26 protein-coding genes and 1 pseudogene are annotated in these 25857 nt (G+C 58.5%); 19 read left to right on the forward strand and 8 right to left on the reverse strand.

Going from position 1 to position 25857, the window contains the following annotated elements; translation table 11 throughout:
• Window positions 1-124: 124 nt before the first annotated feature.
• The 4 genes from LOC22_RS10870 to LOC22_RS10885 all read left to right on the forward strand — a co-directional run bounded on the left by LOC22_RS10870 (window position 125) and on the right by LOC22_RS10885 (window position 3843).
• On the forward strand, window positions 125-1747 hold the full coding sequence (locus LOC22_RS10870) for an alpha-glucoside-specific PTS transporter subunit IIBC (RefSeq protein WP_023302822.1): 1623 nt from the start codon (window positions 125-127) through the stop codon (window positions 1745-1747).
• Window positions 1744-3066, forward strand: a complete 1323-nt coding sequence (locus LOC22_RS10875; protein WP_015570123.1) for a 6-phospho-alpha-glucosidase — start codon at window positions 1744-1746, stop codon at window positions 3064-3066. The genes LOC22_RS10870 and LOC22_RS10875 overlap by 4 nt, the downstream gene beginning before the upstream one ends.
• Before the next feature lie 92 nt (window positions 3067-3158).
• On the forward strand, window positions 3159-3506 hold the full coding sequence (locus LOC22_RS10880; RefSeq protein ID WP_003861080.1) for a YidH family protein: 348 nt from the start codon (window positions 3159-3161) through the stop codon (window positions 3504-3506).
• Complete coding sequence (locus LOC22_RS10885) at window positions 3496-3843, forward strand: DUF202 domain-containing protein (protein WP_017383689.1); 348 nt, start codon at window positions 3496-3498, stop codon at window positions 3841-3843. Before LOC22_RS10880 ends, LOC22_RS10885 begins: the two co-directional genes overlap by 11 nt.
• Window positions 3844-3925: 82 nt before the next feature.
• On the opposite strand, the gene dsdA is transcribed toward LOC22_RS10885, so the two are convergent.
• Entirely contained in the window at window positions 3926-5212 is a 1287-nt protein-coding gene (gene dsdA / locus LOC22_RS10890) for a D-serine ammonia-lyase (protein WP_230239535.1), read from the reverse strand.
• Between the two features lie 17 nt (window positions 5213-5229).
• Entirely contained in the window at window positions 5230-6567 is a 1338-nt protein-coding gene (dsdX, locus tag LOC22_RS10895; protein ID WP_049134769.1) for a D-serine transporter DsdX, read from the reverse strand.
• Between the two features lie 204 nt (window positions 6568-6771).
• Between dsdX and dsdC the strand changes: the two genes are divergently transcribed.
• Window positions 6772-7698, forward strand: a complete 927-nt coding sequence (gene dsdC, locus LOC22_RS10900; RefSeq protein WP_023302824.1) for a DNA-binding transcriptional regulator DsdC — start codon at window positions 6772-6774, stop codon at window positions 7696-7698.
• An 84-nt stretch (window positions 7699-7782) separates the two neighbouring features.
• A pseudogene (locus LOC22_RS10905) lies at window positions 7783-8868 on the forward strand (cellulase family glycosylhydrolase); the annotation flags it as partial.
• On the opposite strand, the gene emrD reads toward LOC22_RS10905, so the two are convergent.
• The 4 genes from emrD to tisB form a co-directional block, all read right to left on the reverse strand.
• Window positions 8774-9958 carry a multidrug efflux MFS transporter EmrD gene (emrD, locus tag LOC22_RS10910; protein ID WP_015570118.1) on the reverse strand — a complete coding sequence of 395 codons (1185 nt, stop codon included), beginning with the start codon at window positions 9956-9958 and terminating at the stop codon, window positions 8774-8776. The pseudogene LOC22_RS10905 and the gene emrD overlap by 95 nt on opposite strands.
• A gap of 175 nt (window positions 9959-10133) precedes the next feature.
• The gene (locus LOC22_RS10915) at window positions 10134-10967 is read right to left on the reverse strand and encodes a DMT family transporter (RefSeq protein WP_133982172.1); all 834 of its coding nucleotides are present in this window, start codon (window positions 10965-10967) and stop codon (window positions 10134-10136) included.
• A 62-nt stretch (window positions 10968-11029) separates the two neighbouring features.
• The gene (locus LOC22_RS10920; RefSeq protein ID WP_003861064.1) at window positions 11030-11476 is read right to left on the reverse strand and encodes a GNAT family N-acetyltransferase; all 447 of its coding nucleotides are present in this window, start codon (window positions 11474-11476) and stop codon (window positions 11030-11032) included.
• Between the two features lie 64 nt (window positions 11477-11540).
• Window positions 11541-11630, reverse strand: a complete 90-nt coding sequence (tisB, locus tag LOC22_RS22315; protein ID WP_017383683.1) for a type I toxin-antitoxin system toxin TisB — start codon at window positions 11628-11630, stop codon at window positions 11541-11543.
• Window positions 11631-12116: 486 nt separating this feature from the next.
• Here tisB and LOC22_RS10925 point away from each other — a divergent pair, with 486 nt between their 5' ends.
• The 10 genes from LOC22_RS10925 (at window position 12117) to LOC22_RS10970 (ending at window position 21389) form a co-directional block, all read left to right on the forward strand.
• Window positions 12117-12431 carry a type II toxin-antitoxin system HigB family toxin gene (locus tag LOC22_RS10925; RefSeq protein WP_023302825.1) on the forward strand — a complete coding sequence of 105 codons (315 nt, stop codon included), beginning with the start codon at window positions 12117-12119 and terminating at the stop codon, window positions 12429-12431.
• Complete coding sequence (locus LOC22_RS10930) at window positions 12428-12847, forward strand: helix-turn-helix domain-containing protein (RefSeq protein ID WP_127350921.1); 420 nt, start codon at window positions 12428-12430, stop codon at window positions 12845-12847. Before LOC22_RS10925 ends, LOC22_RS10930 begins: the two co-directional genes overlap by 4 nt.
• Window positions 12848-12993: 146 nt before the next feature.
• Entirely contained in the window at window positions 12994-13092 is a 99-nt protein-coding gene (ivbL, locus tag LOC22_RS10935) for an ilvB operon leader peptide IvbL (RefSeq protein WP_057979964.1), read from the forward strand.
• Between the two features lie 106 nt (window positions 13093-13198).
• Window positions 13199-14887: an acetolactate synthase large subunit gene (gene ilvB / locus LOC22_RS10940; RefSeq protein WP_062938354.1), complete on the forward strand. Its 1689-nt coding sequence runs from the start codon at window positions 13199-13201 to the stop codon at window positions 14885-14887.
• A gap of 3 nt (window positions 14888-14890) precedes the next feature.
• Window positions 14891-15178 (forward strand): acetolactate synthase small subunit, encoded by a 288-nt coding sequence (gene ilvN, locus LOC22_RS10945; protein ID WP_015570113.1) that lies wholly within the window; start codon window positions 14891-14893, stop codon window positions 15176-15178.
• Window positions 15179-15303: 125 nt separating this feature from the next.
• Entirely contained in the window at window positions 15304-15897 is a 594-nt protein-coding gene (uhpA, locus tag LOC22_RS10950) for a transcriptional regulator UhpA (RefSeq protein WP_003861054.1), read from the forward strand.
• On the forward strand, window positions 15894-17399 hold the full coding sequence (gene uhpB, locus LOC22_RS10955) for a signal transduction histidine-protein kinase/phosphatase UhpB (protein WP_033487017.1): 1506 nt from the start codon (window positions 15894-15896) through the stop codon (window positions 17397-17399). The genes uhpA and uhpB overlap by 4 nt, the downstream gene beginning before the upstream one ends.
• Window positions 17392-18702 (forward strand): MFS transporter, encoded by a 1311-nt coding sequence (locus LOC22_RS10960; RefSeq protein WP_048973083.1) that lies wholly within the window; start codon window positions 17392-17394, stop codon window positions 18700-18702. The genes uhpB and LOC22_RS10960 overlap by 8 nt, the downstream gene beginning before the upstream one ends.
• Window positions 18703-18834: 132 nt before the next feature.
• On the forward strand, window positions 18835-20226 hold the full coding sequence (gene uhpT / locus LOC22_RS10965) for a hexose-6-phosphate:phosphate antiporter (RefSeq protein ID WP_006808805.1): 1392 nt from the start codon (window positions 18835-18837) through the stop codon (window positions 20224-20226).
• Between the two features lie 170 nt (window positions 20227-20396).
• Window positions 20397-21389, forward strand: coding sequence for an alpha/beta fold hydrolase (locus LOC22_RS10970; protein WP_230239536.1), 993 nt, complete (start codon window positions 20397-20399; stop codon window positions 21387-21389).
• Here LOC22_RS10970 and LOC22_RS10975 read toward each other — a convergent pair.
• Window positions 21377-22279 carry a LysR family transcriptional regulator gene (locus LOC22_RS10975; RefSeq protein ID WP_230239537.1) on the reverse strand — a complete coding sequence of 301 codons (903 nt, stop codon included), beginning with the start codon at window positions 22277-22279 and terminating at the stop codon, window positions 21377-21379. The genes LOC22_RS10970 and LOC22_RS10975 overlap by 13 nt on opposite strands.
• A gap of 99 nt (window positions 22280-22378) precedes the next feature.
• On the opposite strand from LOC22_RS10975, the gene LOC22_RS10980 reads away from it, so the two are divergent.
• The 3 genes from LOC22_RS10980 (at window position 22379) to nepI (ending at window position 24807) form a co-directional block, all read left to right on the forward strand.
• A complete protein-coding gene (locus LOC22_RS10980; RefSeq protein ID WP_045333531.1) occupies window positions 22379-22831 on the forward strand; it encodes a DUF1198 domain-containing protein in 453 nt (150 codons plus the stop codon).
• A 97-nt stretch (window positions 22832-22928) separates the two neighbouring features.
• Window positions 22929-23447, forward strand: coding sequence for an SRPBCC domain-containing protein (locus LOC22_RS10985; protein ID WP_017694007.1), 519 nt, complete (start codon window positions 22929-22931; stop codon window positions 23445-23447).
• 169 nt (window positions 23448-23616) lie between these two features.
• Window positions 23617-24807: a purine ribonucleoside efflux pump NepI gene (gene nepI, locus LOC22_RS10990; RefSeq protein ID WP_032672175.1), complete on the forward strand. Its 1191-nt coding sequence runs from the start codon at window positions 23617-23619 to the stop codon at window positions 24805-24807.
• Window positions 24808-24855: 48 nt separating this feature from the next.
• On the opposite strand, the gene LOC22_RS10995 is transcribed toward nepI, so the two are convergent.
• Window positions 24856-25761 carry an EamA family transporter gene (locus LOC22_RS10995; protein ID WP_032103766.1) on the reverse strand — a complete coding sequence of 302 codons (906 nt, stop codon included), beginning with the start codon at window positions 25759-25761 and terminating at the stop codon, window positions 24856-24858.
• Window positions 25762-25857 lie beyond the last annotated feature (96 nt).

The raw sequence follows: 25857 nt of genomic DNA on the forward strand, positions 1-25857 counted from the left end.
ATGCGATCACGAATCGCAGCGGCATACCATGTTGCTGCATCAGTAAGTTCTTATGCTCACCTCAGGCCAGTAAAAAACCATAAAGGCCTCTATCCCCTACAGGTTGTTTCATGAGGATTTAAAAATGCTCAGTCAAATACAACGTTTTGGCGGCGCCATGTTCACCCCGGTTTTGCTGTTTCCCTTTGCCGGGATCGTGGTTGGGATCGCCATCATGCTTCGCAATCCGCTGTTTGTCGGTGAGGCCTTAACCGCGCCGGATAATCTGTTCGCGCAAATTGTTCACATCATCGAAGAGGGCGGCTGGGCGGTGTTCCGTAATATGCCGCTGATTTTTGCTGTCGGCTTACCGATTGGCCTGGCAAAGCAGGCGCAGGGCCGCGCCTGTCTGGCGGTGCTGATTAGCTTCCTGACCTGGAACTACTTTATCAACGCGATGGGGATGACCTGGGGTCACTTCTTTGGCGTCGACTTCTCTGCTGAACCCACTGCCGGCAGCGGGCTGGCGATGATTGCCGGAATCAAAACGCTTGATACCAGCATCATCGGGGCGATTATCATTTCCGGGCTCGTCACCGCCATCCACAACCGATTTTTCGACAAGCCGTTGCCGGTCTTTCTGGGGATTTTCCAGGGCACCTCGTTTGTCGTTATCCTCGCGTTCTTCGTCATGATCCCTTGCGCCTGGCTGACGCTGCTGGGATGGCCGAAAGTGCAGATGGGCATTGAGTCGTTGCAGGCCTTTCTACGTACCGCTGGCGCGCTGGGCGTATGGGTTTATACCTTCCTGGAACGCATTCTGATCCCAACCGGATTACACCACTTTGTCTACGGCCCGTTTATCTTCGGCCCGGCTGCGGTAGAAGGCGGCATTCAGGTCTACTGGGCACAGCACCTTCAGGAATTCAGCCAGAGCACTGTGCCGCTGAAAACGCTGTTCCCGGAGGGCGGATTCTCGCTGCACGGCAACTCTAAGGTGTTTGGCTCAGTCGGTATTGCGCTGGCTATCTGGCATACCGCGTCGCCGGAGAACCGCGTCAAAGTGGCAGGTCTGCTGATCCCGGCCACGCTTACCGCCGTGCTGGTGGGCATTACCGAACCGCTGGAGTTCACCTTCCTGTTTATCTCGCCGTTGCTGTTTGCCATCCACGCCGTGCTGGCCGCAACGATGGCGACGGTGATGTATACCTTCGGGGTGGTGGGGAACATGGGGGGCGGTCTGCTGGACCAGTTCCTGCCGCAAAACTGGATCCCGATGTTCCATAACCACGCCTCGACGGTATTCACCCAGATTGGCATCGGCCTCTGCTTCACCGCTCTCTATTTCGTGGTTTTCAGGACGCTTATCGAACGTCTGAATCTCAAAACGCCGGGCCGGGAAGAGAGCGAAATCAAACTCTACAACAAAGCCGACTATAAGGCCGCGCGCGGGCAAACCACCGCCCCGGCGGCAGCCAGCCAGCAGATCGGGCAGGCTGCTGGGTTCTTACAGGCGCTCGGCGGCGCAGCAAACATCGAAAGTATCAATAACTGCGCCACCCGCTTGCGTATCGCCCTGGTGGATATGACGAAAACCCAAAGCGACGACGTCTTCAAAGCCCTGGGCGCACACGGTGTGGTGCGGCGCGGCAACGGCATACAGGTGATTGTCGGTCTGCACGTTCCTCAGGTGCGCGACCAGCTGGAATCGCTGATGAAAACCCCTTTAACAAACGAACAAACCACTCTGACAGAGGCTATATCATGAAAAAATTCTCAGTTGTTATTGCAGGCGGCGGCAGTACATTCACGCCTGGTATCGTCCTGATGCTGTTAGCCAACCGTGACCGTTTCCCACTGCGTGCGCTGAAGTTCTATGACAATGACGGAGCACGTCAGGAGATCATCGCCGAGGCGTGCAAAATCATCCTTAAGGAGCAGGCGCCGGAGATTGAATTTAGTTACACCACCGATCCTGAAGCGGCCTTTACCGATGTGGATTTCGTGATGGCGCATATTCGCGTGGGCAAATACCCCATGCGTGAAAAAGATGAAAAAATCCCGCTGCGCCACGGCGTGTTGGGCCAGGAAACGTGCGGGCCGGGCGGCATCTCCTACGGCATGCGCTCCATCGGCGGCGTGCTGGAGTTGGTGGATTACATGGAGCAGTACTCCCCGAACGCGTGGATGCTGAACTACTCCAACCCGGCGGCGATTGTCGCGGAAGCCACGCGCCGCCTGCGTCCGAACGCGAAAATTCTCAACATCTGCGACATGCCGATCGGCATTGAAGGACGTATGGCGCAAATCGTCGGTCTGAAAGACCGCAAAGAGATGCGCGTGCGCTACTACGGTCTGAACCACTTCGGCTGGTGGACGTCGATTGAAGATCTGAACGGCAACGATCTGATGCCGAAACTGCGCGAATACGTGGCGAAAAACGGTTATGTTCCGCCTTCGGAAGATGCGCATACTGAAGCGAGCTGGAATGATACTTTCGCCAAGGCTAAAGACGTACAGGCGCTGGATCCGGACACCATGCCGAACACCTACCTGAAGTATTACCTGTTCCCGGACTATGTGGTCGCCCATTCCAACCCGGAGCGTACCCGCGCCAATGAAGTGATGGATCACCGTGAGAAGCATGTATTCAGTTCATGCCGGGCGATTATCGAAGCCGGTCATTCTTCTGCCGGTGAACTGGAAATCGACGAACATGCGTCGTACATCGTCGATCTGGCGACCGCGATCGCCTTTAATACCCAGGAACGCATGCTGCTGATTGTGCCTAACAATGGGGCTATCCATAATTTTGACGCCGACGCGATGGTAGAAATTCCGTGTCTGGTCGGCCACAACGGACCGGAGCCGCTGACCGTGGGTGATATTCCGCACTTCCAGAAAGGGCTCATGAGCCAGCAGGTGGCGGTGGAAAAACTGGTGGTGGACGCCTGGGAGCAGCGCTCGTATCAGAAACTATGGCAGGCGATTACCCTGTCGAAAACCGTACCGAGCGCGTCGGTGGCGAAGGCGATTCTGGACGATCTGATTGAAGCCAACAAAGAGTACTGGCCGGAACTGCATTAATTTTCCTGACCGGCATCGCCAGATGCCGGTCTCCTTGTCCTGGCTGAATTACGCTATGCTGAAGCCTGCATGCAGCACGACAAGGAACCTTCATGAACATTTCCCGCCTCGGTGAAGCACCGGACTACCGCTTCTCACTGGCTAACGAACGCACATTCTTAGCGTGGATCCGCACCGCCCTGGGCTTTCTGGCCGCAGGTGTCGGTCTTGATCAGCTCGCCCCCGATTTTGCCACCCCGTTGATTCGCGAAGTGCTGGCCCTGCTGCTGTGCCTGATTGCCGGTGTGCTGGCGATTTATGGCTATCTGCGCTGGCTTAGAAATGAAAAGGCGATGCGTCTGAAGCAGGATCTCCCCTACACGCGCGGCTTGCTCATCATTAGTACGATTTTGCTGATGGTTGCGGGCGTAGTGATGTTACTGGTGTTGTATGCCGGATAGCCGCAAAGCGCGGCGGGAGGCGGACCCCGGGCTTCAGCCGGAGCGAACCTCGCTGGCCTGGCTGCGCACGCTACTGGGGTATGGCGCGCTGATCGCTCTTGCCATTAAGCACAACTGGCACCGCACGGGGGCGCCATTCTGGATCTCCATTGTTGTGCTGGCGCTGGTAGCCGTCATTTTATGGCGCTACACCCGCAGCCGTAACCTGATGGACGTGGCGCAGAACGACTTTGCGCAGCCGAAAGCGGTGCGGGATAAGTTCCTGATTGCGTTGGCTGTGCTGTCTCTGTCTTTACTCTTTGCAGTTACTCACATTCAGCAAATTATGAGCTTATAAGCCCGGTGGCGGCTACGCCTTACCGGGCCTACAACTGCCGCGAACCGTAGGCCGGGTAAGGCGTAGCCGCCACCCGGCATAATTACTTCCCTTTAGCTAAATACTTCGCCATCTCATCCTCCGGCACCATGCCGCCGCCGGTCGCCCACACCAGGTGGGTAACGTTCTCATCGGCATCGACGCGCAGCGGCCCGGCCATCCCCGCCAGCGCCGACGGCTCCAGGCGAATCCCTTCCTCCTGCGCCAGCCAGCCGAGCATGTCGTACATGCTTTGATCGGAGAGGGTATAGAACCCGTCGAGCAGGCGCTCCATCGCGCGGCCCACGAAGCCGGACGCACGCCCTACCGCCAGACCGTCCGCCGCCGTCACGTTATCAATGCCCAGATCCTGCACCGCAATCTCATCGTGCAGCCCGGTATAAACGCCCAGCAGCATACATGGTGAGTGCGTTGGCTCCGCGAAGAAGCAGTGGATGTTATCGCCAAAGGCCAGCTTCAGGCCAAACGCCACGCCGCCGGGGCCACCGCCGACGCCGCACGGCAGGTAGACGTACAGGGGATGATCGGCATCCACCACGCGGCCCTGCTCGGCAAACTGCGCCTTCAGGCGCTCGCCAGCAACCGCATAGCCCAGGAACAGCGTACGGGAGTTTTCATCGTCAATGAAGAAACAGTTCGGATCGCTTTCCGCCGCTTTGCGTCCCTGCTCCACCGCCACGCCGTAATCCTGCTCATATTCCACGACGATCACGCCGTGGCTGCGCAGTTTGGCTTTCTTCCACTCGCGGGCGTCGGCGGACATATGCACCGTCACCTTAAAGCCAATGCGGGCGCTCATAATGCCGATGGACATCCCGAGGTTGCCGGTTGAGCCCACCGCGATGCTGTACTGGCTGAAGAAATCCTTAAAGCGCGGCTCCAGCAGGATGCTGTAGTCGTCTTCGACGCTCAGCAGTCCGGCGTCCAGCGCCAGTTTCTCCGCGTGGGTCAGCACCTCATAGATGCCGCCGCGCGCTTTGATCGAGCCGGAGATCGGCAGATGGCTGTCTTTTTTTAGCAGCAGCGTGCCTGGAATGGCCTTACCGGACTCTTTCTCCAGCCGCGCCTGCATCGCCGGGATCGCGACCAGGTCGGATTCGATAATCCCGCCCGTTGCCGCCGTTTCCGGGAACGCTTTCGCCAGATACGGCGCGAAGCGTTTCAGGCGCGCGTGCGCGTCGTCCACGTCGGCTTTGGTCAGCCCGACATACGGCAATCCTTCCGCCAGCGTCGTGGTGCGCGGGTTAAGCCAGGTGGTTTCTTTCAGGGCAATCAGATCCTCAACCAGAGGAAACTGTGCGGTTAAAGTAGTGATAGTTGCGTTTTCCATAGTACGTCTCTTCGCGCTCAGATAATGAAGGAAAGCAGGAATGTGCCGCCAAGTGCAAGCACCGAGGCGATAAACGTCGCCGTCGTATAGTATTTGAAGGTCTCGTTCAGGGTCGCGCCGCAATACTGCTTCACCAGCCAGAAGAGAGAATCGGTCACGATCGTGCAGCCAATAGCGCCGGACCCGATGGCAATGGTGATGATCTCCGGGCTTACGTTCGGGTAGAGCGGCAGCATCGGCGCCACTATCGCCGTGGCACCCATCATCGCTACCGTTGCCGAACCGACGGCGGCGTGCAGCACCAGTGCCACCAGCCAGGCGAGAAGGATAGGGTGCATATGCAGGTTCGAGAGAATATGCGCCAGCGTCTCCGCCAGACCGCTAGTTTTAAGGATGGCGTTGAACGCGCCGCCCGCGCCGATAATCAGCAAAATGTTGGCGATAGAGCCAAAGCCGTGCTCCGTATGGGTCAGCATTGCGCCCATGCCCATGTGCTGGCGGATCCCCAGCAGGTAGTAGGCAAAAAACACGGCGATAAACATCGCGGTGATGGGGTTGCCGATAAACTCCAGCAGGGTATACAGCGAGCCTTCTTTTGCCATGTTCAGCTCGGCAATGGTTTTCACCAGCATCAGGGCAATCGGCAGCAGCACGGTGAACAGCGTGGCGCTCAGCGACGGCAGCGTGTGTTCTTCCCGCACCTTCAGGTCTGAAAATTCCGCCGGAACCGGCTTATAGGGCAGACGATCGCCGAGCAGCTTCAGGAACAGCGGGCCGCCAACCAGAGACGCCATCAGGCCCACCATCAGACCGTAGACAATCACCGTCCCGACGTCCGCCCCTAATTTATTGGTGACAAACAGCGCGGCCGGATGCGGAGGCACCACGCAGTGCACTGCCATTAGTGCGGTACAGAGCGGAATGGCCAGCTTGAGCAGCGACGTGTTGGTCTTTTTGGCGATGGAAAACGCCAGCGGGATCAGCAGTACCACGCCCACTTCCACAAACAGCGTAATGCCGCAGATCAGGCCGACCAGGACCATAATCACGTCCGCCGACAGCCAGCGGCAGCGCTGCAACGTAATCCCGATGCGCTCTGCCGCGCCGGAGACTTCCATCATTTTGCCGAGAATAGTGCCAAGACCGATAACCGCCGCCAGGAAGCCCAGCGTACCGCCAATCCCGCTCTCAATGGCGTTCACCATATCCAGCGGGCTCATCCCCATCATCGCGCCGACGAAAAAGCTTGCCAGCAGCAGCGCGAGGAACGGGTGAAACTTCAGTTTTACGATGGTTAAAACAATCAATACGATGCTGACAAGCAGCGTTGCCACAACCCAGACCTGAGATCCCATATCTCACCTCACCCTTATGTCATCTGGGGGTATTGGACGAAAAAACGGCGTGGGCTGACAAACGATATAAATTGGCGTTCAGATGAGCCAGATTGGATCAACTGAGTGACTGTGTTCTAAAAAGCGCACTTAACTCGTATTAGGTTCACATAAATTCATTCTTGAGCGGTATGCTGAACGCAGAAATTACGTGTGGGAATTGTGATGACCGATGCGAATGAAGGCAGAAACCGGCTTTTAAACGGCTGGCAGCTGTCGAAAATGTACACCTTTGAAGTGGCCGCCCGGCATGAGTCCTTCGCGCTGGCGGCGGCGGAGCTGTCGCTCAGCCCCAGCGCGGTGAGCCACCGCATAAACCTGCTGGAAGAGGAGCTGGGCATTCAGCTGTTTGTCCGCTCACACCGTAAAGTGGAGCTGACGCAGGAAGGCAAGCGCGTTTACTGGACGCTGAAATCGTCCCTCGACACCCTGAATCAGGAGATCCTGGATATTAAAAACCAGGCGCTGTCAGGTACGCTAACGGTGTACTCCCGGCCGTCGATCGCCCAGTGCTGGCTGGTGCCGATGCTGGGGGATTTTACCCGCCGCTACCCGTCGATTTCACTTACTATTCTGACTGGTAATGATTACGTCAACATGCAGCGAACCGGCATCGATCTGGCGCTCTATTTCGACGATACGCCGCCAAACCACCTTTCTCATCACTTTTTGATGGATGAAGAGATTTTGCCCGTCTGCTCGCCGGCGTATGCCCGGGAGCATGAACTGCTGAAAAACCCCCATAACCTCAGCCACTGCACGTTACTGCACGACCGTCAGGCCTGGAGCAATGATTCCGGTACGGATGAGTGGCTGAGCTGGGCGCAGCATTACGCGGCGAATATGCCGTTATCATCGGGTATTGGCTTCGATCGCTCTGATTTAGCCATTATCGCGGCCATGAATAATGTGGGGGTAGCGATGGGGAGAAAGCGGCTGGTGCAAAAACGTCTCGAACGAGGGGAGTTGATCGCACCCTTTGATGGGAAAACTCTCAAGTGCCATCAGCATTATTACGTCTCAACGCTTCCCGGCCGTCAGTGGCCGAAAATTGACGCCTTTATCGGCTGGCTAAGAGAGCTGGCGGGTTGAAGAATTATTACGCTTTCGCTCTACACCAAATGTGAAAAAGCGTGCTAAATACAGGTAATGCTTTTGATTTATCCAGGGTAAACCGTGTTAAAGCCTTTTATTGCCACTGCGATCTTACTCTCTTCCGGCTGGGCGATTGCCGCTGAGCCGCCGCTGACGGCTGCCCGTTACGCGCAGATGCTGGGCGTCGGAATGGATGTCGACTGGGCACGCACCGAGCGCGGTATCCGCGAGTTCGACCCGCTGGTGGTCCGTGATTTTCAGGTGAAAGGCATACACCATGTCCGTATTCGGGTGGCGGGCGAACCGACGGAAGCGCGGCTGATTCACCTGCGTAAGCTGGTGGAGGCCTGCGAGCAATACGGCGTCATCCCCATCATCGCTTATCAGGCCGATGAATATAAAAACGACCCGAAAGCGGATACCGAAAAAGAGGTGATTAACTGGTGGATTGCCGTGGCGCACTATTTTGGTCAGCGCTCGCCGTTGCTGGGCTTTGACCTGATCTACGAACCGGCGGACAAGCTCAACCACAACGTTGCTTCGCTCAACCGGGTGTATGAGAAAGCGATCAAAGACATTCACGCCATTGATGCCAGCCGCATGATTTTTATCGCCCCTCGTCTGCGCGCCGCGCCGGAGGATTTATCCAGCCTGAAGCTGCCCGCGCACAGCCAGAATTACCTGCTGGCGGAGTGGCATATTTTCCCCTGGGGCCCGCTGAAAACGAACGGTAAATACCCGTGGACGTCCGGAACTGCGGCTGAGAAAGCGGCTATCCGTAACCGAATCAACGCCGCGCTGCACTGGCAACAAAAAACCGGGCATGTGAGCTGGGTTGGCGGTTGGGGGGTGGGCGAATCGAAAAGCCTGACGCCAACCGCCTCGCAGATGGCGTTTGCCACGTTTATGGCGTGCGAGCTGCAACAGGCCAACATCCCGTATGCGATAAACGCCGATGTTCAGTTTTATGACGGGGAAGAGGGGGCGTGGCGGCCTGCCCCAGAGCGGCTATTGCAGGCGATGATTGCGCCCGTCTGTGAAAAGCCCGGCGAGAAGCCGGGCCATCATGCGGTTAAACCGGCTGTTCGTGATGCGAGACACGCGACGCCAGCGGCAGCCAGCACAGCAAAATCAGCAGCCCCATCAGGGTCATCAGCAAGCCTAAACTCGCCTGCCCGGTCTGCGGCATCATAGCCGAAAGCCAGGCCAGCGCGCCGGAACCGATGTTCTGCAAACCGCCCACCAGCGCGCCTGCCGTGCCTGCGAGGAACGGGAACGGCTCCATCGCGCCGCTGGTGGCGAGGGGAAACAGCATGCCCGCGCCGAAGAAGAACAGCGCCGCCGGGATGAGCAACGTCCAGACCGACATCACGTCAAACAGCCCCGGGATCCACATCATCAGCCCGGCCAGCAGACAGCTGATCACCGACTGCCACATCAGCGTGGAGAAACGCTTGTTCGGACGTCCGGCGAACCATGCGCCGAAGAACGCCGCTGGGATCGGCAGAATAAACAGAATACTCACCACCATGCTGCTCAGGCCAAGGCCTGCGCCCAGCAGCACGCCGGAACAGGCTTCAAACACCGCAATTCCCGCCAGGCCGCCGATTAGCATCAACAGATAACAGGTAAAGGACCCATTACCGAACAGCGTTTTGTAGCTGGCGATGAGCTTCGTGCGCGGCGCGTCTTTTGGGCGGGTTTCCGGCATCCAGCGCGCCATGCTGAAGGTGACAATAATGCACAGCACCAGCAGGAAGGCGTAACAGGCGCGCCAGGACCAGACGGTGTCCAGCAGACCCCCAATCAGCGGGGCCAACAGCGGGCTGACCAGAATACCCATATTTAACAGACTGTTGGCGTGACGAAGCTGTGTGCCCTGGTACATATCACGCGGCAGGGTACGCGCCATAACCCCGCCAACGCCGGTGCCCACGCCCTGAAGGGCGCTGGCGGCAATCAGGACGGTCAGGCTGTGAGTGGTAATGGCAATCACCGTCGCTACCATGAAAATGCTCATGCCCACCAGAATAACCGGACGACGCCCGACGCGATCGGACAGGGGACCATAAACCAGCTGTGAAACGCCATAGGTCAGCAGATAGGCTGCCATCACGCTCTGGACTGCACCTTCGCGGACGCTCAGATCTTTTGCCATATCGGCAATCGCCGGAATGTAGATGGTTTGTGCCATCTGCCCGACGGCCACCAGTAACACCAGCATCAACAATAAGTTCACGTTCCGTTGCTTTTTCATGTCGCTGAATACTTTTGCCAAAAGAGATAAATAAAGAATAAGTGACTACGCATTCCCATAAATGCGCGAGGAATCTACCACAGAGAGATGACAATTTAAGCATTACTGTGATGAATGACAGAAGGCGTGAAGGCAGGATTTGTAAACAAGATCGGCAACTAATGTTGCCAGCGAATTACGCCAGGCGCAGCAGGACCGCACCGGCAGCAATACCCATTGCCGCCGCGATGCGCAGGCCGGCAACCTTCTCTTTTAAAAGCACAAATGCGATTAATGCGCCGAAGAGAATAGAGGTTTCACGCAGTGCCGCGACCACAGCCAGCGGTGCCTGGGTCATCGCCCAGAGTGCCAGACCGTAAGATCCCATCGTCCCGACGCCGCCGAGCAGCCCTTTTTTCCAGTGCAGGCGCAGGTAGCTGGACGCTTCGTGACGCCGCGCCACCATTGCCCAGCTCAGCAGGCAGAAACCGTTCATGAAGAAGGTCCAGAGCGTATAGCCCAGCGCAGTGTCCGAGAGTCGCACACCGGTGCCGTCCACCAGGGTATACCCGGCGATAAAACAGGCGTTCAGCAGCGCCAGCCAGATCCCCTTGCGTGACTGCATGCGGCCGTTCATCGCCATGGCCAGAATCGACAGACAAATGACCCCAATGCCGGACCAGGCAAGCCAGGAGAGATGATCCCCGAGCACCAATACGCTGATCAGCGCCACCAGCAGAGGAGCCGTCCCGCGCATAAGGGGGTAGGTCTGGCTCATGTCGGAGACCTGATAGGTCTTCGCTACCAGCACGGTGTACACCACCTGTAACGCACAGGAGACGAACAAATATGGCCAGCTTGCGGCAGTTGGCTGAGGAGAGAAGGGCAGTAAAATCAGGGCAATAAGCGCGGCTGAACCGCTGACTCCGATCGCCGAGTAGAGCTTATCCGTTCCGGCTTTAACGATGGCGTTCCAGCTGGCATGCAGCAGTGCGGCGAACAGTAAAATGCAGAAAACGGTGATGGTCATGGCGTATCGGTTGGTGAAATGTCATCCAACTGTAACATTCACCCGTCGATGCTGCCAGCCGCTTACACTGCGCAAAAAAGGCGGTGCGTCACCCGGGGTTCGTCTGACACCAGCCTGAAGCCCGCCCGATGGTAAAATCCGTACGCGGTTTCCGGCGCATGGGTATTAAGAAAATCAAACCAGATGCTGGCATCCGCCATCACCACGGTCAAAAGCTGTTTGCCTATGCCCTGCCCACGGCACTTCTCGCTGACGTAGAGATGACGAATACGTCCGGCGCGCGGCTGCTGGCTGAACGGATCGCGATTAAGGCCGCACACGCCCACCAGCCTGCCGTTAAGAAACGCCCCCAGCAGTTTTTCACCCGGCGCGTTAAAGCGGTTTTCACCCCGCTGCCAGTTCTCTTCCAGCCTGCGCAGCATATTGAAATTCAACGCGATACTCTCCGCCTTCAGGGCGATATACCCGGGTTCATCGGGCGTGACGGGCTCAATTAACAGACGCGACATAGCATTCCCTCGTTATTAAAGAGGGGCGGTTGCCCGCCCCTCTCAGGTGCGACTTGAACCTGAATCACCGAACGTATTTCAGGACAGCATCAAGCAGTTGCAATACAGCAACAATGAGTTTGAGGACAAGTATGACCATATCCACGACGCTCATACGCGTCTCCTTTTGGTTAAAAGGAGCACGATGCTGGCGTACCTTTCCGCCGCCTGTGGCCAGCACCTGGATTGACGTAACACAGTGTGCTCACTTCAGGGGTTAAGGCACTGACGGCACCACCCGTTTCAGCCAGGACTTCGTTGCGCCGGTAAACTGCGGCCCCCTCGCTCACTGCGAACACCCTTAGTATAGATAAATACTGTATGTATGAACAGTATTTTATGGACAAAATTTGGAAGGCGATCCATACTCAAAAACGTCAAAATCCGTGCCGGAATTGCGCGTTCGTCTTCGATCGCTTATACTTTTCGCGTTGACGTAACACAGTGTGTTCTGCGGCAACCAACCGCAAAACCCTGATAAAAACCTCGCTTAGGCGGGGTTTTTTGTTTTCTGACGAAGTGAAAATAGTATCCTTCGTTGACTTATTGGCAACGGGTGTTATCGTTGCCATAATGGCAATGGACGCGGCAGGCAAGCAGGATGCATTTAATCTCAATGAAGGCAATTTTGGATGCGGTAAGCCAGTTCCCGCAACACAGAGAAGAGCTTCTCTTTTTAGGACGAGTTATTGAAAAGAGCCACTGCCCGACGCCCGCTGCACTGAGAAAACTTTTCCCAACGCTGGATAACTTCAAGTATCTTGATAAGCATTATGTTATTGATATTGCAAATAACAATCTCAGAGTAGTGGCTCTCATATTCTTTGAAAGCCAAAAGTTTTATGTGCGCCATGTTTTTACTCATAAGGAATATGACCGTTTTACGGAGAAACATCGCACTAAGGGGAAGAAATGATGATCGTCGCTGATGCAATGAAAGCTACGCACGCCCTTGTTGCGGCCGTTCCTTTACTGGGTGAACAGCCGAGCGAGAAAGATTATAAGGATGCGCTTGAGCTGGTTGAGTATCTCCTTATGAACGAGCCCAATAGCCCCTTGCTGGATATTGTGTGCGCCAGAATTAGCCATTTCGAAGCTAATCGGCCAGAGATAGTCGCATTACGCAAGGAGATGGAGTCCGTTCCCGTTGGAATTGCAGTTTTAAGAACCTTGATGGATCAATACAATCTGACGATATCGGATTTTAAGGATGAAATTGGTAGTAAATCGATGGTTTCACGGGTTCTGAATGGTCAGAGACAGCTTACTCTGAACCATATCAAAAAGCTGGCGGCCAGATTTGGGGTATCACCTGCGTTATTTATTGAGTGAGTAAAAACCCTTTATTGAGTGTCACCACCCAACAAACAAAACGTGATCCCTGACGCATTTTTGCGCAGATGAAAATATTTCCATTGTCACATCCGAAAACCTGTGTTTGTATAAATTCAATCAATGATTCCAAACACAGGTCCCCAATGACTTCATCCATCTTCACTTCGACCCTACTAAAAACTGCGCAACCTGCCGCAGTGGTCGTCGTGCGTGTGGTGGTGGTCGTCGGCAATGCGCCGTAGGGACTGGATCAACACACGAATCCAAAACCCCGCCGGCGCAAACCGGGCGGGGTTTTTCGTTTAGGACCCTCCCCGGAAGGCTGGCTCAGAAGAAAAGGACTGGAGCATGGCAAGTTCGGGCACAACATCCACCAAGACGCGTTTTACAGGCGCGCAGCTGATTGTTCATTTACTGGAACGACAGGGCATCACCACCGTTGCGGGCATCCCGGGTGGGACCGTACTGCCGCTGTATGATGCGTTAAGCCAAAGCACACAGATCCGCCACGTGCTGGCGCGCCACGAGCAGGGCGCAGGCTTTATCGCCCAGGGCATGGCGCGTACCCAGGGTAAACCGGCGGTCTGTATGGCCTGTAGCGGGCCGGGCGCCACTAACCTGGTGACCGCCATCGCCGACGCGCGTCTCGACTCCATTCCGCTGATCTGCATTACCGGCCAGGTGCCGTCCTCGATGATCGGCACCGATGCGTTCCAGGAAGTCGACACCTACGGCATCTCTATCCCCATCACCAAACATAACTATTTAGTTCGCGATATCAGCGAGCTGCCTCAGGTTATCAGCGATGCGTTCCGCATTGCGCAGTCTGGCCGCCCGGGCCCGGTGTGGATAGACATTCCTAAGGATGTCCAGACCGCAGAAATTGAGATCGACGTTCTGCCGGAGCCGGGTGACCGTGCCCCCGCGCCAGAATTCAGCGCTGAGAGCGTGTGCGATGCGGCAGCGATGATCAACGCCGCCAAACGCCCGGTGCTCTATCTGGGCGGCGGGACGATCAACGCCGCGGATGAAATCCGCCAGTTCGCTGAAAAAGCTAATTTGCCCACCACCATGACCCTGATGGCGCTGGGTATGCTGCCAAAAGCGCACCCGCTCTCTCTCGGCATGCTGGGCATGCACGGCGCGCGCAGCACCAACTACATCCTGCAAGAGGCGGATTTGCTGATAGTTATGGGGGCGCGTTTTGATGACCGGGCGATTGGCAAAACCGAGCAGTTCTGCCCGAACGCCAAAATCATTCACGTGGATATCGACCGCGCCGAGCTGGGTAAAATCAAGCAGCCGCACGTGGCGATCCAGGGCGACGTGGCCGAGGTGCTGGCGCAGCTGATCCCGCAGACGGAGGCAACCGACCGCGCCGACTGGCGCCAGCTGGTAGCCGATCTGCAACGGGAGTTCCCGGGCGCTATCCCAACCGAGGGCGACCCGCTGAGCCACTATGGTCTTATCAACGCCGTCGCCGCCTGCGTGGATGACAGCGCGATTATCACCACCGACGTCGGCCAGCATCAGATGTGGACCGCTCAGGCGTATCCGCTGAACCGTCCGCGCCAGTGGCTGACCTCCGGCGGCCTTGGCACCATGGGCTTCGGCCTGCCAGCAGCGGTTGGCGCGGCGCTCGCCAACCCGGACCGCAAGGTGATCTGCTTCTCCGGTGACGGCAGCCTGATGATGAATATTCAGGAGATGGCGACGGCGGCCGAAAACCAGTTAGACGTTAAAATCATTCTGATGAACAACGAGGCGCTGGGTCTGGTGCACCAGCAGCAGAGCTTGTTCTACAAGCAGGGCGTGTTTGCGGCGACCTATCCGGGGATGATCAACTTTATGCAGATTGCCGCTGGTTTTGGCCTTCACACCTGCGATCTGAACGCCGAAGAAGATGCCCACGCGGCGTTGCAGGATGCGATTTCTCGCCCTGGCCCGGCGCTGATCCACGTGCGTATCGACCCTGAACAAAAAGTGTATCCGATGGTGCCGCCGGGTGCGGCAAATACTGAGATGGTGGGGGAATAAGCCATGCAGAAACAATGTGATAACGTCATTCTGGAACTCACCGTCCGCAACCACCCAGGCGTCATGACCCACGTCTGTGGGCTCTTTGCCCGTCGGGCGTTTAACGTGGAAGGCATTCTGTGCCTGCCGATTCAGGGCAGCGAGCACAGCCGCATCTGGCTACTGGTGAACGACGACCAGCGTCTGGAGCAGATGATGGCGCAGATCGACAAGCTGGAGGACGTCACCAAAGTGGCACGCAACCAGTCCGATCCCACCATGTTTAACAAAATTGCGGTGTTTTTTGAGTAAATCACTTAAGGTAAGAGGCTTTTGCCGGATGGCGCTGCGCTTATCCGGCCTGCAAGGACGTTACACGTAGGCCGGATAAGGCGTTTGCGCCGCCATCCGGCGCGTTCACGCATCAGGATCAAACCATGACCACCATCGCCCTTATCGACGACCACCTTATCGTTCGCTCCGGCTTTGCCCAGCTTTTAAACCTCGAACCGGATTTTCAGGTTGTGGCCGAGTTTGGCTCAGGACGCGAGGCGCTGGCGGGCCTGCCGGGACGCGGGGTGCAGGTCTGTATCTGCGATATCTCAATGCCGGACCTCTCCGGGCTGGAGCTGTTAAGCCAGCTGCCGAAAGGGATGGCGACGATTATGCTCTCGGTCCACGACAGCCCGGCGCTGGTCGAGCAGGCGCTCAACGCGGGGGCGCGCGGGTTTCTCTCTAAACGCTGTAGCCCGGACGAGCTGATTGCCGCCGTGCGTACCGTCTCCACCGGCGGCTGCTACCTGACGCCGGATATTGCCATCAAGCTGGCGGCGGGACGGCAGGATCCGCTCACCAGACGCGAGCGCCAGGTGGCAGAGAAACTTGCCCAGGGCATGTCGGTGAAAGAGATTGCCGTAGAGCTGGGGCTGTCGCCAAAGACCGTTCACGTTCATCGCGCCAACCTGATGGAAAAACTCAACGTCAGTAACGATGTCGAGCTGGCGCGCCGTATGTTTGACAGCTGGCAATGAACTCCCTGTTTTCGCGGCTGATCGCCGTTGTTGCCAGCTTTTTCATCTTCTCCGCCGCGTGGTTCTGTCTGTGGAGTATCAGCCTGCATCTTGTCGAGCGCCCGGAGCTGGCGGTGCTGCTGTTCCCCTTTGGCCTGCGGCTGGGGCTAATGCTGCAATGCCCGCGCGGCTACTGGCCGGTGCTGCTGGGCGCAGAGTGGCTGATGCTGATCTGGCTGGCGCAGGAAGTGGCGTTGGCGCATCTGCCTTTATTGATGACCGGAAGCCTGCTCACGCTTATCCCGGTCGCCCTGATTTCCCGCTACCGTCACCAGCGCGACTGGCGCACGCTGCTGCGTCAGGGTGCGGCGCTGATTGCCGCCGCGCTGTTGCAGTCCCTGCCGTGGGTGGGTGAAAAGGAGGGGCTCAACGCCCTGCTGCTGACCCTCACCGGCGGCCTGACGCTGGCCCCGACCTGCCTGGTTTTCTGGCATTACCTTACCAGCACCGTCTGGCAGCCGCTCGGCCCGGCGCTGGTCTCCCAGCCGGTGAACTGGCGCGCCCGGCACCTGATCTGGTATCTGCTGCTGTTTGTGGTGAGCCTGTGGTTGCAGCTTGGTCTGCCCGCTGAATTATCACGCTTCACGCCGTTTTGTCTGGCGCTGCCGATCATCGCCCTTGCCTGGCATTACGGCTGGCAGGGCGCATTGATCGCCACGCTGATGAACGCCATCGCGCTGATTGCCAGCCAGACCTGGCACGATCACCCGGTAGATCTGCTGCTCTCGCTGCTGGCCCAGAGCCTGACCGGGCTGCTGCTTGGCGCGGGCATACAGCGCCTGCGCGAGCTGAATCAGTCCCTGCAAGCCGAGCTGGCGCGCAACCGCCGTCTGGCGGAGCGTCTGCTGGAGACGGAAGAGAGCGTGCGGCAGGAGGTCGCCCGCGAGCTGCACGATGACATCGGCCAGACCATCACCGCCATCCGCACCCAGGCGGGCATTGTTCAGCGCCTGGCGGCAGAAAACGCGGGCGTGAAGCAGGGCGGGGCGCATATCGAACAGCTTTCGCTGGGCGTCTATGATTCCGTTCGTCGCCTGTTAGGGCGGCTGCGCCCGCGCCAGCTTGACGATCTTTCGCTCGAGCAGGCAATACGCTCTCTGATGCGCGAGATGGAGCTGGAGAGCCGCGGGATTGTCAGCCATCTCGACTGGCGCATTAACGAACCTGCGCTGAGCGAAGGCCAGCGCGTGACACTCTTCCGCGTCTGCCAGGAAGGGCTGAACAACATCGTCAAACACGCCAGCGCCAGCGCGGTAACGATCCAGGGCTGGCAGCAGGACGAGCGCCTGATGCTGGTGATTGAAGACGACGGCTGCGGCCTGCCGCCGGGCTCCGGCCAGCAGGGGTTTGGCCTGGCGGGCATGCGCGAGCGCGTAAAGGCGCTGGGCGGCACGCTGAGCATCTCCTGCACCCACGGGACGCGCGTCAGCGTTAGTTTGCCGTTAAGGACGCACCATGTTTAAAACCCCCGCCAGCGCCGCCCCGCTAAGCAACAAAGCGGAAATCGATGCCCGCTACCGCTACTGGCGTCGCCATATCCTGATTACCATCTGGCTCGGCTATGCGCTGTTCTATTTCACCCGCAAAAGCTTCAACGCCGCCGCACCGGAAATCCTCGCCAGCGGCGTGATGACGCGCACCGATATCGGCCTGCTGGCGACGCTGTTTTACATCACCTACGGCCTGTCGAAGTTCTTCTCCGGCATCGTCAGCGACCGTTCCAACGCGCGCTATTTTATGGGCGTTGGGCTGATAGCCACCGGCGTGGTGAACATCCTGTTTGGCTTCTCCACCTCGCTGTGGGCCTTCGCCCTGCTGTGGGCGCTGAACGCCTTTTTCCAGGGCTGGGGCGCGCCGGTCTGCGCCCGCCTGCTCACCGCCTGGTACTCACGCAACGAGCGCGGCGGCTGGTGGGCGATATGGAATACCGCGCATAACGTCGGCGGGGCGCTGATCCCGATGGTGGTCGGCGCGGCGGCGCTGCACTACGGCTGGCGCGCGGGGATGATGATTGCCGGTGGCCTCGCGATTGTCGCCGGGCTGTACCTCTGCTGGCGCCTGCGCGACAGGCCGCAAACCGTCGGCCTTCCACCGGTGGGCGACTGGCGGCACGACAAGATGGAGATCGCCCAGCAGCAGGAAGGCGCGGGGCTGTCCCGCCAGGAGATCCTCACCAAATACGTGCTGAAAAACCCCTACATCTGGCTTCTGTCGCTCTGCTACGTGCTGGTCTACGTGGTGCGCGCGGCCATCAACGACTGGGGCAACCTGTACATGTCCGAAACTCTCGGCGTGGACCTGGTGACCGCCAACTCGGCGGTGACCATGTTTGAACTGGGCGGGTTTATCGGCGCGCTGGTGGCGGGCTGGGGCTCGGACAAGCTGTTCAACGGCAACCGCGGTCCGATGAACCTGATTTTTGCCGCCGGGATTTTGCTCTCCGTCGGGTCGCTGTGGTTGATGCCGTTCGCCAGCTACGTGATGCAGGCGGCGTGCTTCTTCACCATCGGCTTCTTCGTCTTTGGCCCGCAAATGCTGATCGGCATGGCGGCGGCGGAGTGTTCCCACAAAGAGGCGGCAGGTGCGGCGACGGGCTTTGTCGGGCTGTTTGCCTACCTCGGCGCATCGCTCTCCGGCTGGCCGCTGGCGCGGGTGATCGACATCTGGCACTGGAGCGGGTTCTTCGCGGTGATCGCCATCGCGGCGGGCATCTCCGCCCTGCTGCTGCTGCCGTTTTTGCACGCGCAGGCACCGCGCGAAGCGTGACGCGCCTCACCTTTTGCTGCCGAGACGCGCAAAACTAAGAAATTTTCCCGGTTTCACCTGGACGCTGTCTCAGGCATCTCTCCTGGCTGGTTTTTACAATGCTGCAAAAATCAGCTCAGGAGTAACTCAGTCATGCTGGCCTTCTTAAATCAGGTGCGCAAGCCGACCCTGGATCTGCCGCTCGACGTGCGGCGCAAGATGTGGTTCAAACCGTTCATGCAGTCCTATCTGGTGGTCTTCATCGGCTACCTGACCATGTACCTGATCCGCAAAAACTTTAACATCGCGCAGAACGACATGATCTCCACCTACGGGCTGAGCATGACGCAGCTGGGGATGATTGGCCTGGGCTTTTCCATCACCTACGGCGTGGGGAAAACGGTTGTGTCCTACTACGCGGACGGCAAAAACACCAAACAGTTCCTGCCGTTTATGCTGATCCTCTCCGCCATCTGTATGCTCGGCTTCAGCGCCAGCATGGGCGCGGGCTCCGTCAGCCTGTTCCTGATGATCGCCTTCTACGCCCTGAGCGGATTCTTCCAGAGTACCGGCGGGTCGTGCAGCTACTCCACCATCACCAAATGGACCCCGCGCCGCAAGCGTGGTTCCTACCTCGGCATGTGGAACATCTCACACAACCTCGGCGGAGCGGGTGCGGCAGGCGTGGCGCTGTTCGGCGCGAACTACCTGTTCGACGGCCACGTGATCGGCATGTTTATCTTCCCGTCGATTATCGCCCTGATTGTCGGCTTTATCGGCCTGCGCTACGGCAGCGATTCCCCGGAATCCTACGGCCTCGGCAAAGCTGAAGAGCTGTTCGGGGAGGAGATCAGCGAGGAGGACAAAGAGACCGAAGAAAACGAGATGTCCAAATGGCAGATCTTTGTTGAGTACGTGCTGAAAAACAAAGTGATCTGGCTGCTCTGCTTCTCGAACATCTTCCTGTACGTGGTGCGTATCGGTATCGACCAGTGGTCCACCGTGTATGCCTTCCAGGAGCTGAAGCTCTCGAAAGAGGTGGCGATTCAGGGCTTCACCCTGTTCGAAGTAGGCGCGCTGGTCGGTACCCTGCTGTGGGGCTGGCTCTCGGACCTCGCCAACGGTCGTCGCGCGCTGGTGGCCTGCGTCGCGCTGGCGCTGATTATCGCCACGCTCGGCGTTTACCAGCACGCCAGCAACCAGTACGTTTACCTGGCGTCGCTGTTTGCGCTCGGCTTCCTGGTGTTCGGTCCGCAGCTGCTGATCGGCGTGGCGGCGGTTGGCTTTGTGCCGAAAAAAGCGATCGGCGCAGCCGATGGGATTAAGGGCACCTTCGCTTACCTGATCGGCGACAGCTTCGCCAAGCTCGGTCTGGGCATGATCGCCGACGGCACGCCAATTTTCGGCCTCACCGGCTGGGCGGGCACCTTTGCCGCGCTGGATGCGGCAGCGATTGGCTGTATCGTCCTGATGGCGATGGTTGCGGTGCTGGAAGAGCGTAAGATCCGCCGCGAGAATCGTGCGCAGAAATTAAAAGTAGCCTGAGTGTGCAGGTAACTTCTTTGCCCGGTGTGTGATGCCGGGCTTTTTTATTTTTCACGGCCTGCCTTTTACCTTTACCCCGCTTTACACACCCGCTCCCCCGTATGCTCTACAGTTTTTTTTGCTGCCGCCTTTCGTGCAGCCTTAGCCCCTTTTGCTAACGGAGAGCTTGCATGTTGACCCGACGATTGTCCTGCCTGGCGCTGTTGATGGCGCTGGCCTCCCCCGCAATGGCCGCGAATGCCCCCACCTACGGCGAGAAGCTGGAAGGTTTTGACTACGGCTGGCCGGTAAAACACTTTGCCTTTACCTCGCAGAACCAGCCTCTGGATATGGCTTACCTGGACGTGAAGCCGGAAAAACCCAACGGCCGCACCGTGGTGCTGATGCACGGCAAAAACTTCTGCGCCGGTACCTGGGACGGCACGATCCGCGCGCTTTCAGCCAGCGGGTATCGCGTGATCGCACCCGACCAGATCGGCTTCTACAAATCCACCAAGCCGGAGCATTATCAGTACACCTTCCAGCAGCTGGCGGATAACACCCACGCGCTGCTGAAAACGCTGGGCGTCGATCGCGTGACGGTCATCGGCCATTCGACCGGCGGCATGCTGGCGACCCGCTACGCGCTGATGTGGCCGCAGCAGGTGATGGTGAACCCAATAGGGCTTGAAGACTGGAAAGCGCGCGGCGTGCCGCATATTACGGTCGACCAGTGGTACCAGCGTGAGCTGAAGGTCAGTGCCGACGGTGTTCGTCAGTACGAGAAAAACACCTACTACGCCGGGGAGTGGAAGCCGGAGTACGAGCGCTGGGTCACCATGCTTGCCGGGTTAAACAACGGGCCGGGCAAAGCGCGCGTGGCGTGGAACTCGGCGCTGCTCTACGACATGATTTATACTCAGCCGGTCGTCTATGAATTTAGCGAGCTGAAGATGCCGGTATTATTGATGATCGGCACGAAGGACAACACCGCCATCGGGAAGGATCTCGCCCCACCGGAGATCCGCAAGACGCTCGGCAATTACGCGGTGCTGGGTAAAGAGACGGCGAAGCGCATTCCGCACGCGACGCTGGTTGAATTTAACGACATGGGCCACGCGCCGCAGATGCAGGATCCTGCCCGCTTCCACGAGGCGCTGCTGAAAGGGCTTCAGGCGCGCTGACTGGTCTCCAGCAACAGCCCGCGCAGCCACGCCTGCGCGAGGTTGCGGTGCGTTCTGCCGTGCCAGGCCATGCTTTTGGTAAAACCGGGCACGGGAACCGGCGTCTCGCAGACGAACATCCCCGTCTGCTTTTCCGCTATGCGTGATGGCACAACGGCAATCATATCGCTGAGGGCCAGCACGTCCGGCAGGACTAAAAAGTTACTCACTGATAAGCCAACATGCCGCGTTCGGCCAGTTTTCTCCAGCGCGCCATCCGTTACGCCGCGAAAACCGTCGCCCTCGTAAGAGACCAGCACATGCTCCAGGGCGCAAAACCGGTCTAACGTCATGGGCTGTCCGGCATCCGGATGGTCGGCACGCATCATGCAAACGTACCGTTCATCATAAAGCGCCCGGCTGTGAAGCTCATCTGGCGTGGTGTGCGGGGTGATCAGCGCCACGTCGACAGAGCCTTGTTCGAGCTGGCTGACCAGACGGTCAGATTCCACAGGCACCACGCGCACGCGAATACCCGGCGCCTGTACCTTAAGCGCAGCGATAAACGGCACGACGACCGCGCGCAGGGCGTAGTCGGTCGCGGCAAGCGTGAAGGTGAACGTTGCGGTGAGCGGATCAAAGGCGATCGGCTGAAGCAGCTCGTCGATATCTGCCAGAATGCGTTTGACGGGAGCCGCCATTGCTTCCGCCCGGGTGGTAGGCACGATGCCGTGCGGCGCGCGGATAAACAGCGGGTCTTCAAAGTAATCCCGCAGGCGGTTAAGCATGCCGCTTACCGCTGGCTGGGTCAGGGCAAGACGCGCCGCCGCGCGGGTGACGCTGCGTTCGTCCAGCAGGGCATCCAGCGTTTTCAGCAGGTTAAGATCCAGCGTGTGCAGATCCGCTTTCATGACGTTTTTCCACCTCTTTTCCGTTTACTATTATGGCGCTGCCCGCTGTTGACGCGCTGCGTTTCCCGCTATGATGGGCGGCTAGTCTAAGGAGAACGCATGGTCTGGATAATGCTGGCAACGCTTGCCGTGGTGTTTGTGGTTGGATTTCGTGTCCTGACCTCAGACTCCCGCCGCGCCATCAAACGTTTAAGCGAGCGGCTGGGGATCACCCCGATGCCGGTCGAGTCGATGATTGACCAGTTCGGTAAAACGCCGGGCAATGAGTTTATCCGCTATCTTGAACGCCCCGACGAGGCGCATCTGCTAAATGCCGCTCAGGTGCTGCTGATCTGGCAGGTCTGCATCGTCGACGCCAGCGAAGAGAATCTGCATACCTGGCACCGCATGCTGCGTAAAGCCCGTCTGGCCGCGCCGATCACCGACGCGCAAATCCGCCTCGCGCTCGGCTTTATGCGCGAGATAGAGCCTGACCCGCAGGAGCTTAACGCCTTCCAGCTGCGCTACAACCAGCTTTTCCTGCCGGAAGAGGGCGTGTTTTACCTGCACTGATATCACGAAACGTGATGAAGAGTATAAAGCATCGTCATTAGATTTATATCACCCGCAGGCGCACCATCACCTTATCAACTAACCGATGAGGTGAACCATGAAACAATCCGCCATTATCTGGCCGAACGACTACCTGCCCGGCACCACCGATAACTTTGCCTCCAACGAAATCATCGTCGCCGGGCTGAGCGCAAAAGAGATTTGGGCGCAGCTTAACGACACCACCCTGTGGCCGAACTACTACAGCAACGCCGAAGATATCCGTTTTCACGACGGCAGCGGCCCGGCGCTGAGCGCCAACGCCCGCTTCCGCTTCACCACCTTTGGCTTTCCGGTTGAGGCGCAGGTGACTGAGTATGTTCCGCCCGTGGAGGGCGAAGCCGCGCGTATCGCGTGGCACGGCTGGGTAGAAGGGGATGCAAATTCGCGTCTGGACGTGATCCACGCCTGGCTGTTTGAAGACCTGCCGGGAAACCGCGTGCGCATTCTGACTCAGGAGTCGCAGAAAGGCGTGCCGGCGCAGGAATTAGCGCGCACGGTGCCAAACCCAATGATTAACGGGCATCAGGAGTGGATCGTGGGATTAGCGAATGCCGCTCTTAAGGCTCGCGGGTAATTTTGCCCGGTGGCGCTTTGCTTACCGGGCCTACAAGCCCGTAGGCCGGCGCAAGCGCAGCGCCGCCCGGCATTAAAAAACGACAAAAGTTGTCGAAACGTTAAATTCGTCACACTTTTGATGATAAACTGCGCGACTTTTCCGCACGTTTTTATCTTCAGGTGATGCCATGACAGAACATATCCAGCCCACGACTACACCGCAGGCCAAAGAGGTTTCACGCCCCAACTGGTCGGCGGTTTTCTCCGTGGCATTTTGCGTCGCCTGTCTGATTACCGTCGAGTTCCTGCCGGTCAGCCTGCTGACGCCGATGGCGCAGGATCTGGGCATTTCCGAGGGCGTGGCGGGGCAGTCCGTGACCGTCACCGCGTTTGTGGCGATGTTCGCCAGCCTGTTTATCACGCAGGCGATCGGCACCATTGACCGTCGCAAGGTGGTTATTCTGTTCAGCGTGCTGCTGACGCTCTCCTGCCTGCTGGTCTCTTTCGCTGAAAGCTTCACCCTGCTGCTGCTTGGCCGTGCCTGCCTGGGGCTGGGATTAGGCGGCTTCTGGGCGATGTCCGCCTCGCTGACCATGCGCCTGGTGCCCGCGCGTACGGTGCCAAAAGCCTTGTCCGTTATCTTCGGTGCGGTCTCGATCGCGCTGGTGATCGCCGCGCCGCTGGGCAGTTTCCTCGGTGGAATTATCGGCTGGCGCAACGTCTTTAACGCGGCGGCGGTGATGGGCGTGCTGTGCATAATCTGGGTGTGGAAGGCGCTGCCGTCCCTTCCGGGGGAAGCGGCGCACCACAAACAAAACATGTTCGCGCTGCTGAAGCGCCCGGGCGTGCTGGCGGGGATGACCGCCATCTTCATGGCCTTTGCCGGGCAGTTTGCTTTCTTCACCTATATCCGCCCGGTGTATATGACCATGGCGGGCTTTGACGTGGACGGCCTGACGCTGGTGCTCCTGAGCTTCGGGATCGCCAGTTTTGTCGGCACCTCGCTGTCGTCCCAGTTCCTGAAGCGCTCCCTGAAGGTGGCGCTGGCGGGTGCCCCGCTGGTGCTGGCGATCAGCGCCGCGGTGCTGGTGTTGTGGGGCAGCGATAAGTGGGTGGCTTCGGCGATCGCGATTATCTGGGGCTTTGCCTTTGCGCTGGTGCCGGTGGGCTGGTCGACGTGGATCACCCGCTCGCTTGCCGATCAGGCGGAAAAAGCCGGGTCGATTCAGGTGGCGGTGATCCAGCTGGCGAATACCTGCGGCGCGGCGGTGGGCGGCGTAGCGCTCGACCACCTGGGGCTGACCTCGCCGCTGGTAATTTCCGGCACGCTGATGCTGCTGACCGCGCTGCTGGTGGCGGGGAAGGTTAAGGCGAAGTAGTGCTTTTCTCCCTCTCCCGTGGGAGAGGGTTGGGGTGAGGGCATCAGGCTACGCCGATGTCTGAACCCGTCTTCTCGAATCCATCGAAATCAACACCACCGACGACACAATCAGCAGCGTCCCCAGCCAGTCCGGCAGGGTGAATGCCACCCCCAGCAACACCACCGACAGCAGCGCGCTGCTCAGCGGCTCGGCGCAGCTCAGAATGCTCGCCTTCGGCCCGCCGATCATCTGTGCGCCTTTCAGATACAGGCTGAACGTCAGCGCGGTGCCAATCACCACCAGGTAGAAAAACGCCAGCAGCAGGCCGCCGTCGATCACGAAGGTGGTGCCGCGTCCGGCGTAGAACGGCGTCAGCATTAGTCCCGCAATCAACATACTCCAGCCGACAATCGGCAGCGTGCCGTAGCGGGCGATAAGCGTCGACGGGTACGTCGTATAAAACGCCGCGGCAAACGCCGAGGCGATACCGAAGAACAGCGCGGCCGGCGAGATGGAGAGCGACGTCGGGTCGCCGTGGGTTACCAGCAGGAAGGTACCCACAAGCGACGTGAAAATCGCGGATAAGACAAATATGCCGGGACGCGTTTTCCGCGCCAGCGCAAACCATGCCACGATAATGGTCGGCGACAGAAACTGGAGCACGGTGGCCGTCGCGGCGTTGGATTTTTCAATTGTCAGCAGGAAGGTGAGCTGCACGGTAAGCGCGCCAGCCAGCGAGAAAAACAGCAGGCTGAGGGCGTCTTTGCGGTTTTTGATGACCGAGAAAATCTTGTCGCCGTGAACGAAGGAGAGCGTCAGCAGGATCACGCCGGTAAACAGCAGACGAACCATGGTCAGGTAAGGCGAAGAAATGTGGCTTTTCTCCATGATGTACTGCGCGCAAACCCCGGAACTGCCCCATAAAACGGCGGCGATCAGGACGTTGAGCATCCCTTTGCGTGTGGAACCCATGTTCTCCCCTGTTATGTTGGTTTTTTTGTAGCATAACATGGGATCTTGCCGGGTGGCGCTACGCTTACCCGGCCTACAAAACCTTGTAGGCCCGTG

The sequence above is a fragment of the Enterobacter sp. AN-K1 genome (genome assembly GCF_020971765.1).
Classification (GTDB): Bacteria; Pseudomonadota; Gammaproteobacteria; order Enterobacterales; family Enterobacteriaceae; genus Enterobacter; species Enterobacter hormaechei_C.

What these genes read in the sequence shown, in the direction of transcription:
- dsdX (WP_049134769.1), bottom strand. Translation starts at nt 6,567, where the DNA reads ATGGGATCTCAGGTCTGGGTTGTGGCAACGCTGCTTGTCAGCATCGTA.
- LOC22_RS10915 (WP_133982172.1), bottom strand. Translation starts at nt 10,967, where the DNA reads ATGACCATCACCGTTTTCTGCATTTTACTGTTCGCCGCACTGCTGCAT.
- uhpB (WP_033487017.1), top strand. Translation starts at nt 15,894, where the DNA reads ATGAACTCCCTGTTTTCGCGGCTGATCGCCGTTGTTGCCAGCTTTTTC.
- LOC22_RS10880 (WP_003861080.1), top strand. Translation starts at nt 3,159, where the DNA reads ATGAACATTTCCCGCCTCGGTGAAGCACCGGACTACCGCTTCTCACTG.
- LOC22_RS10995 (WP_032103766.1), bottom strand. Translation starts at nt 25,761, where the DNA reads ATGGGTTCCACACGCAAAGGGATGCTCAACGTCCTGATCGCCGCCGTT.
- LOC22_RS10975 (WP_230239537.1), bottom strand. Translation starts at nt 22,279, where the DNA reads ATGAAAGCGGATCTGCACACGCTGGATCTTAACCTGCTGAAAACGCTG.
- LOC22_RS10980 (WP_045333531.1), top strand. Translation starts at nt 22,379, where the DNA reads ATGGTCTGGATAATGCTGGCAACGCTTGCCGTGGTGTTTGTGGTTGGA.
- ilvB (WP_062938354.1), top strand. Translation starts at nt 13,199, where the DNA reads ATGGCAAGTTCGGGCACAACATCCACCAAGACGCGTTTTACAGGCGCG.
- ilvN (WP_015570113.1), top strand. Translation starts at nt 14,891, where the DNA reads ATGCAGAAACAATGTGATAACGTCATTCTGGAACTCACCGTCCGCAAC.
- LOC22_RS10870 (WP_023302822.1), top strand. Translation starts at nt 125, where the DNA reads ATGCTCAGTCAAATACAACGTTTTGGCGGCGCCATGTTCACCCCGGTT.
- LOC22_RS10960 (WP_048973083.1), top strand. Translation starts at nt 17,392, where the DNA reads ATGTTTAAAACCCCCGCCAGCGCCGCCCCGCTAAGCAACAAAGCGGAA.
- ivbL (WP_057979964.1), top strand. Translation starts at nt 12,994, where the DNA reads ATGACTTCATCCATCTTCACTTCGACCCTACTAAAAACTGCGCAACCT.
- LOC22_RS10875 (WP_015570123.1), top strand. Translation starts at nt 1,744, where the DNA reads ATGAAAAAATTCTCAGTTGTTATTGCAGGCGGCGGCAGTACATTCACG.
- LOC22_RS10930 (WP_127350921.1), top strand. Translation starts at nt 12,428, where the DNA reads ATGATGATCGTCGCTGATGCAATGAAAGCTACGCACGCCCTTGTTGCG.
- LOC22_RS10970 (WP_230239536.1), top strand. Translation starts at nt 20,397, where the DNA reads ATGTTGACCCGACGATTGTCCTGCCTGGCGCTGTTGATGGCGCTGGCC.
- nepI (WP_032672175.1), top strand. Translation starts at nt 23,617, where the DNA reads ATGACAGAACATATCCAGCCCACGACTACACCGCAGGCCAAAGAGGTT.
- dsdC (WP_023302824.1), top strand. Translation starts at nt 6,772, where the DNA reads ATGACCGATGCGAATGAAGGCAGAAACCGGCTTTTAAACGGCTGGCAG.
- LOC22_RS10885 (WP_017383689.1), top strand. Translation starts at nt 3,496, where the DNA reads ATGCCGGATAGCCGCAAAGCGCGGCGGGAGGCGGACCCCGGGCTTCAG.
- tisB (WP_017383683.1), bottom strand. Translation starts at nt 11,630, where the DNA reads ATGAGCGTCGTGGATATGGTCATACTTGTCCTCAAACTCATTGTTGCT.
- uhpA (WP_003861054.1), top strand. Translation starts at nt 15,304, where the DNA reads ATGACCACCATCGCCCTTATCGACGACCACCTTATCGTTCGCTCCGGC.
- LOC22_RS10920 (WP_003861064.1), bottom strand. Translation starts at nt 11,476, where the DNA reads ATGTCGCGTCTGTTAATTGAGCCCGTCACGCCCGATGAACCCGGGTAT.
- LOC22_RS10925 (WP_023302825.1), top strand. Translation starts at nt 12,117, where the DNA reads ATGCATTTAATCTCAATGAAGGCAATTTTGGATGCGGTAAGCCAGTTC.
- uhpT (WP_006808805.1), top strand. Translation starts at nt 18,835, where the DNA reads ATGCTGGCCTTCTTAAATCAGGTGCGCAAGCCGACCCTGGATCTGCCG.
- dsdA (WP_230239535.1), bottom strand. Translation starts at nt 5,212, where the DNA reads ATGGAAAACGCAACTATCACTACTTTAACCGCACAGTTTCCTCTGGTT.
- LOC22_RS10985 (WP_017694007.1), top strand. Translation starts at nt 22,929, where the DNA reads ATGAAACAATCCGCCATTATCTGGCCGAACGACTACCTGCCCGGCACC.
- emrD (WP_015570118.1), bottom strand. Translation starts at nt 9,958, where the DNA reads ATGAAAAAGCAACGGAACGTGAACTTATTGTTGATGCTGGTGTTACTG.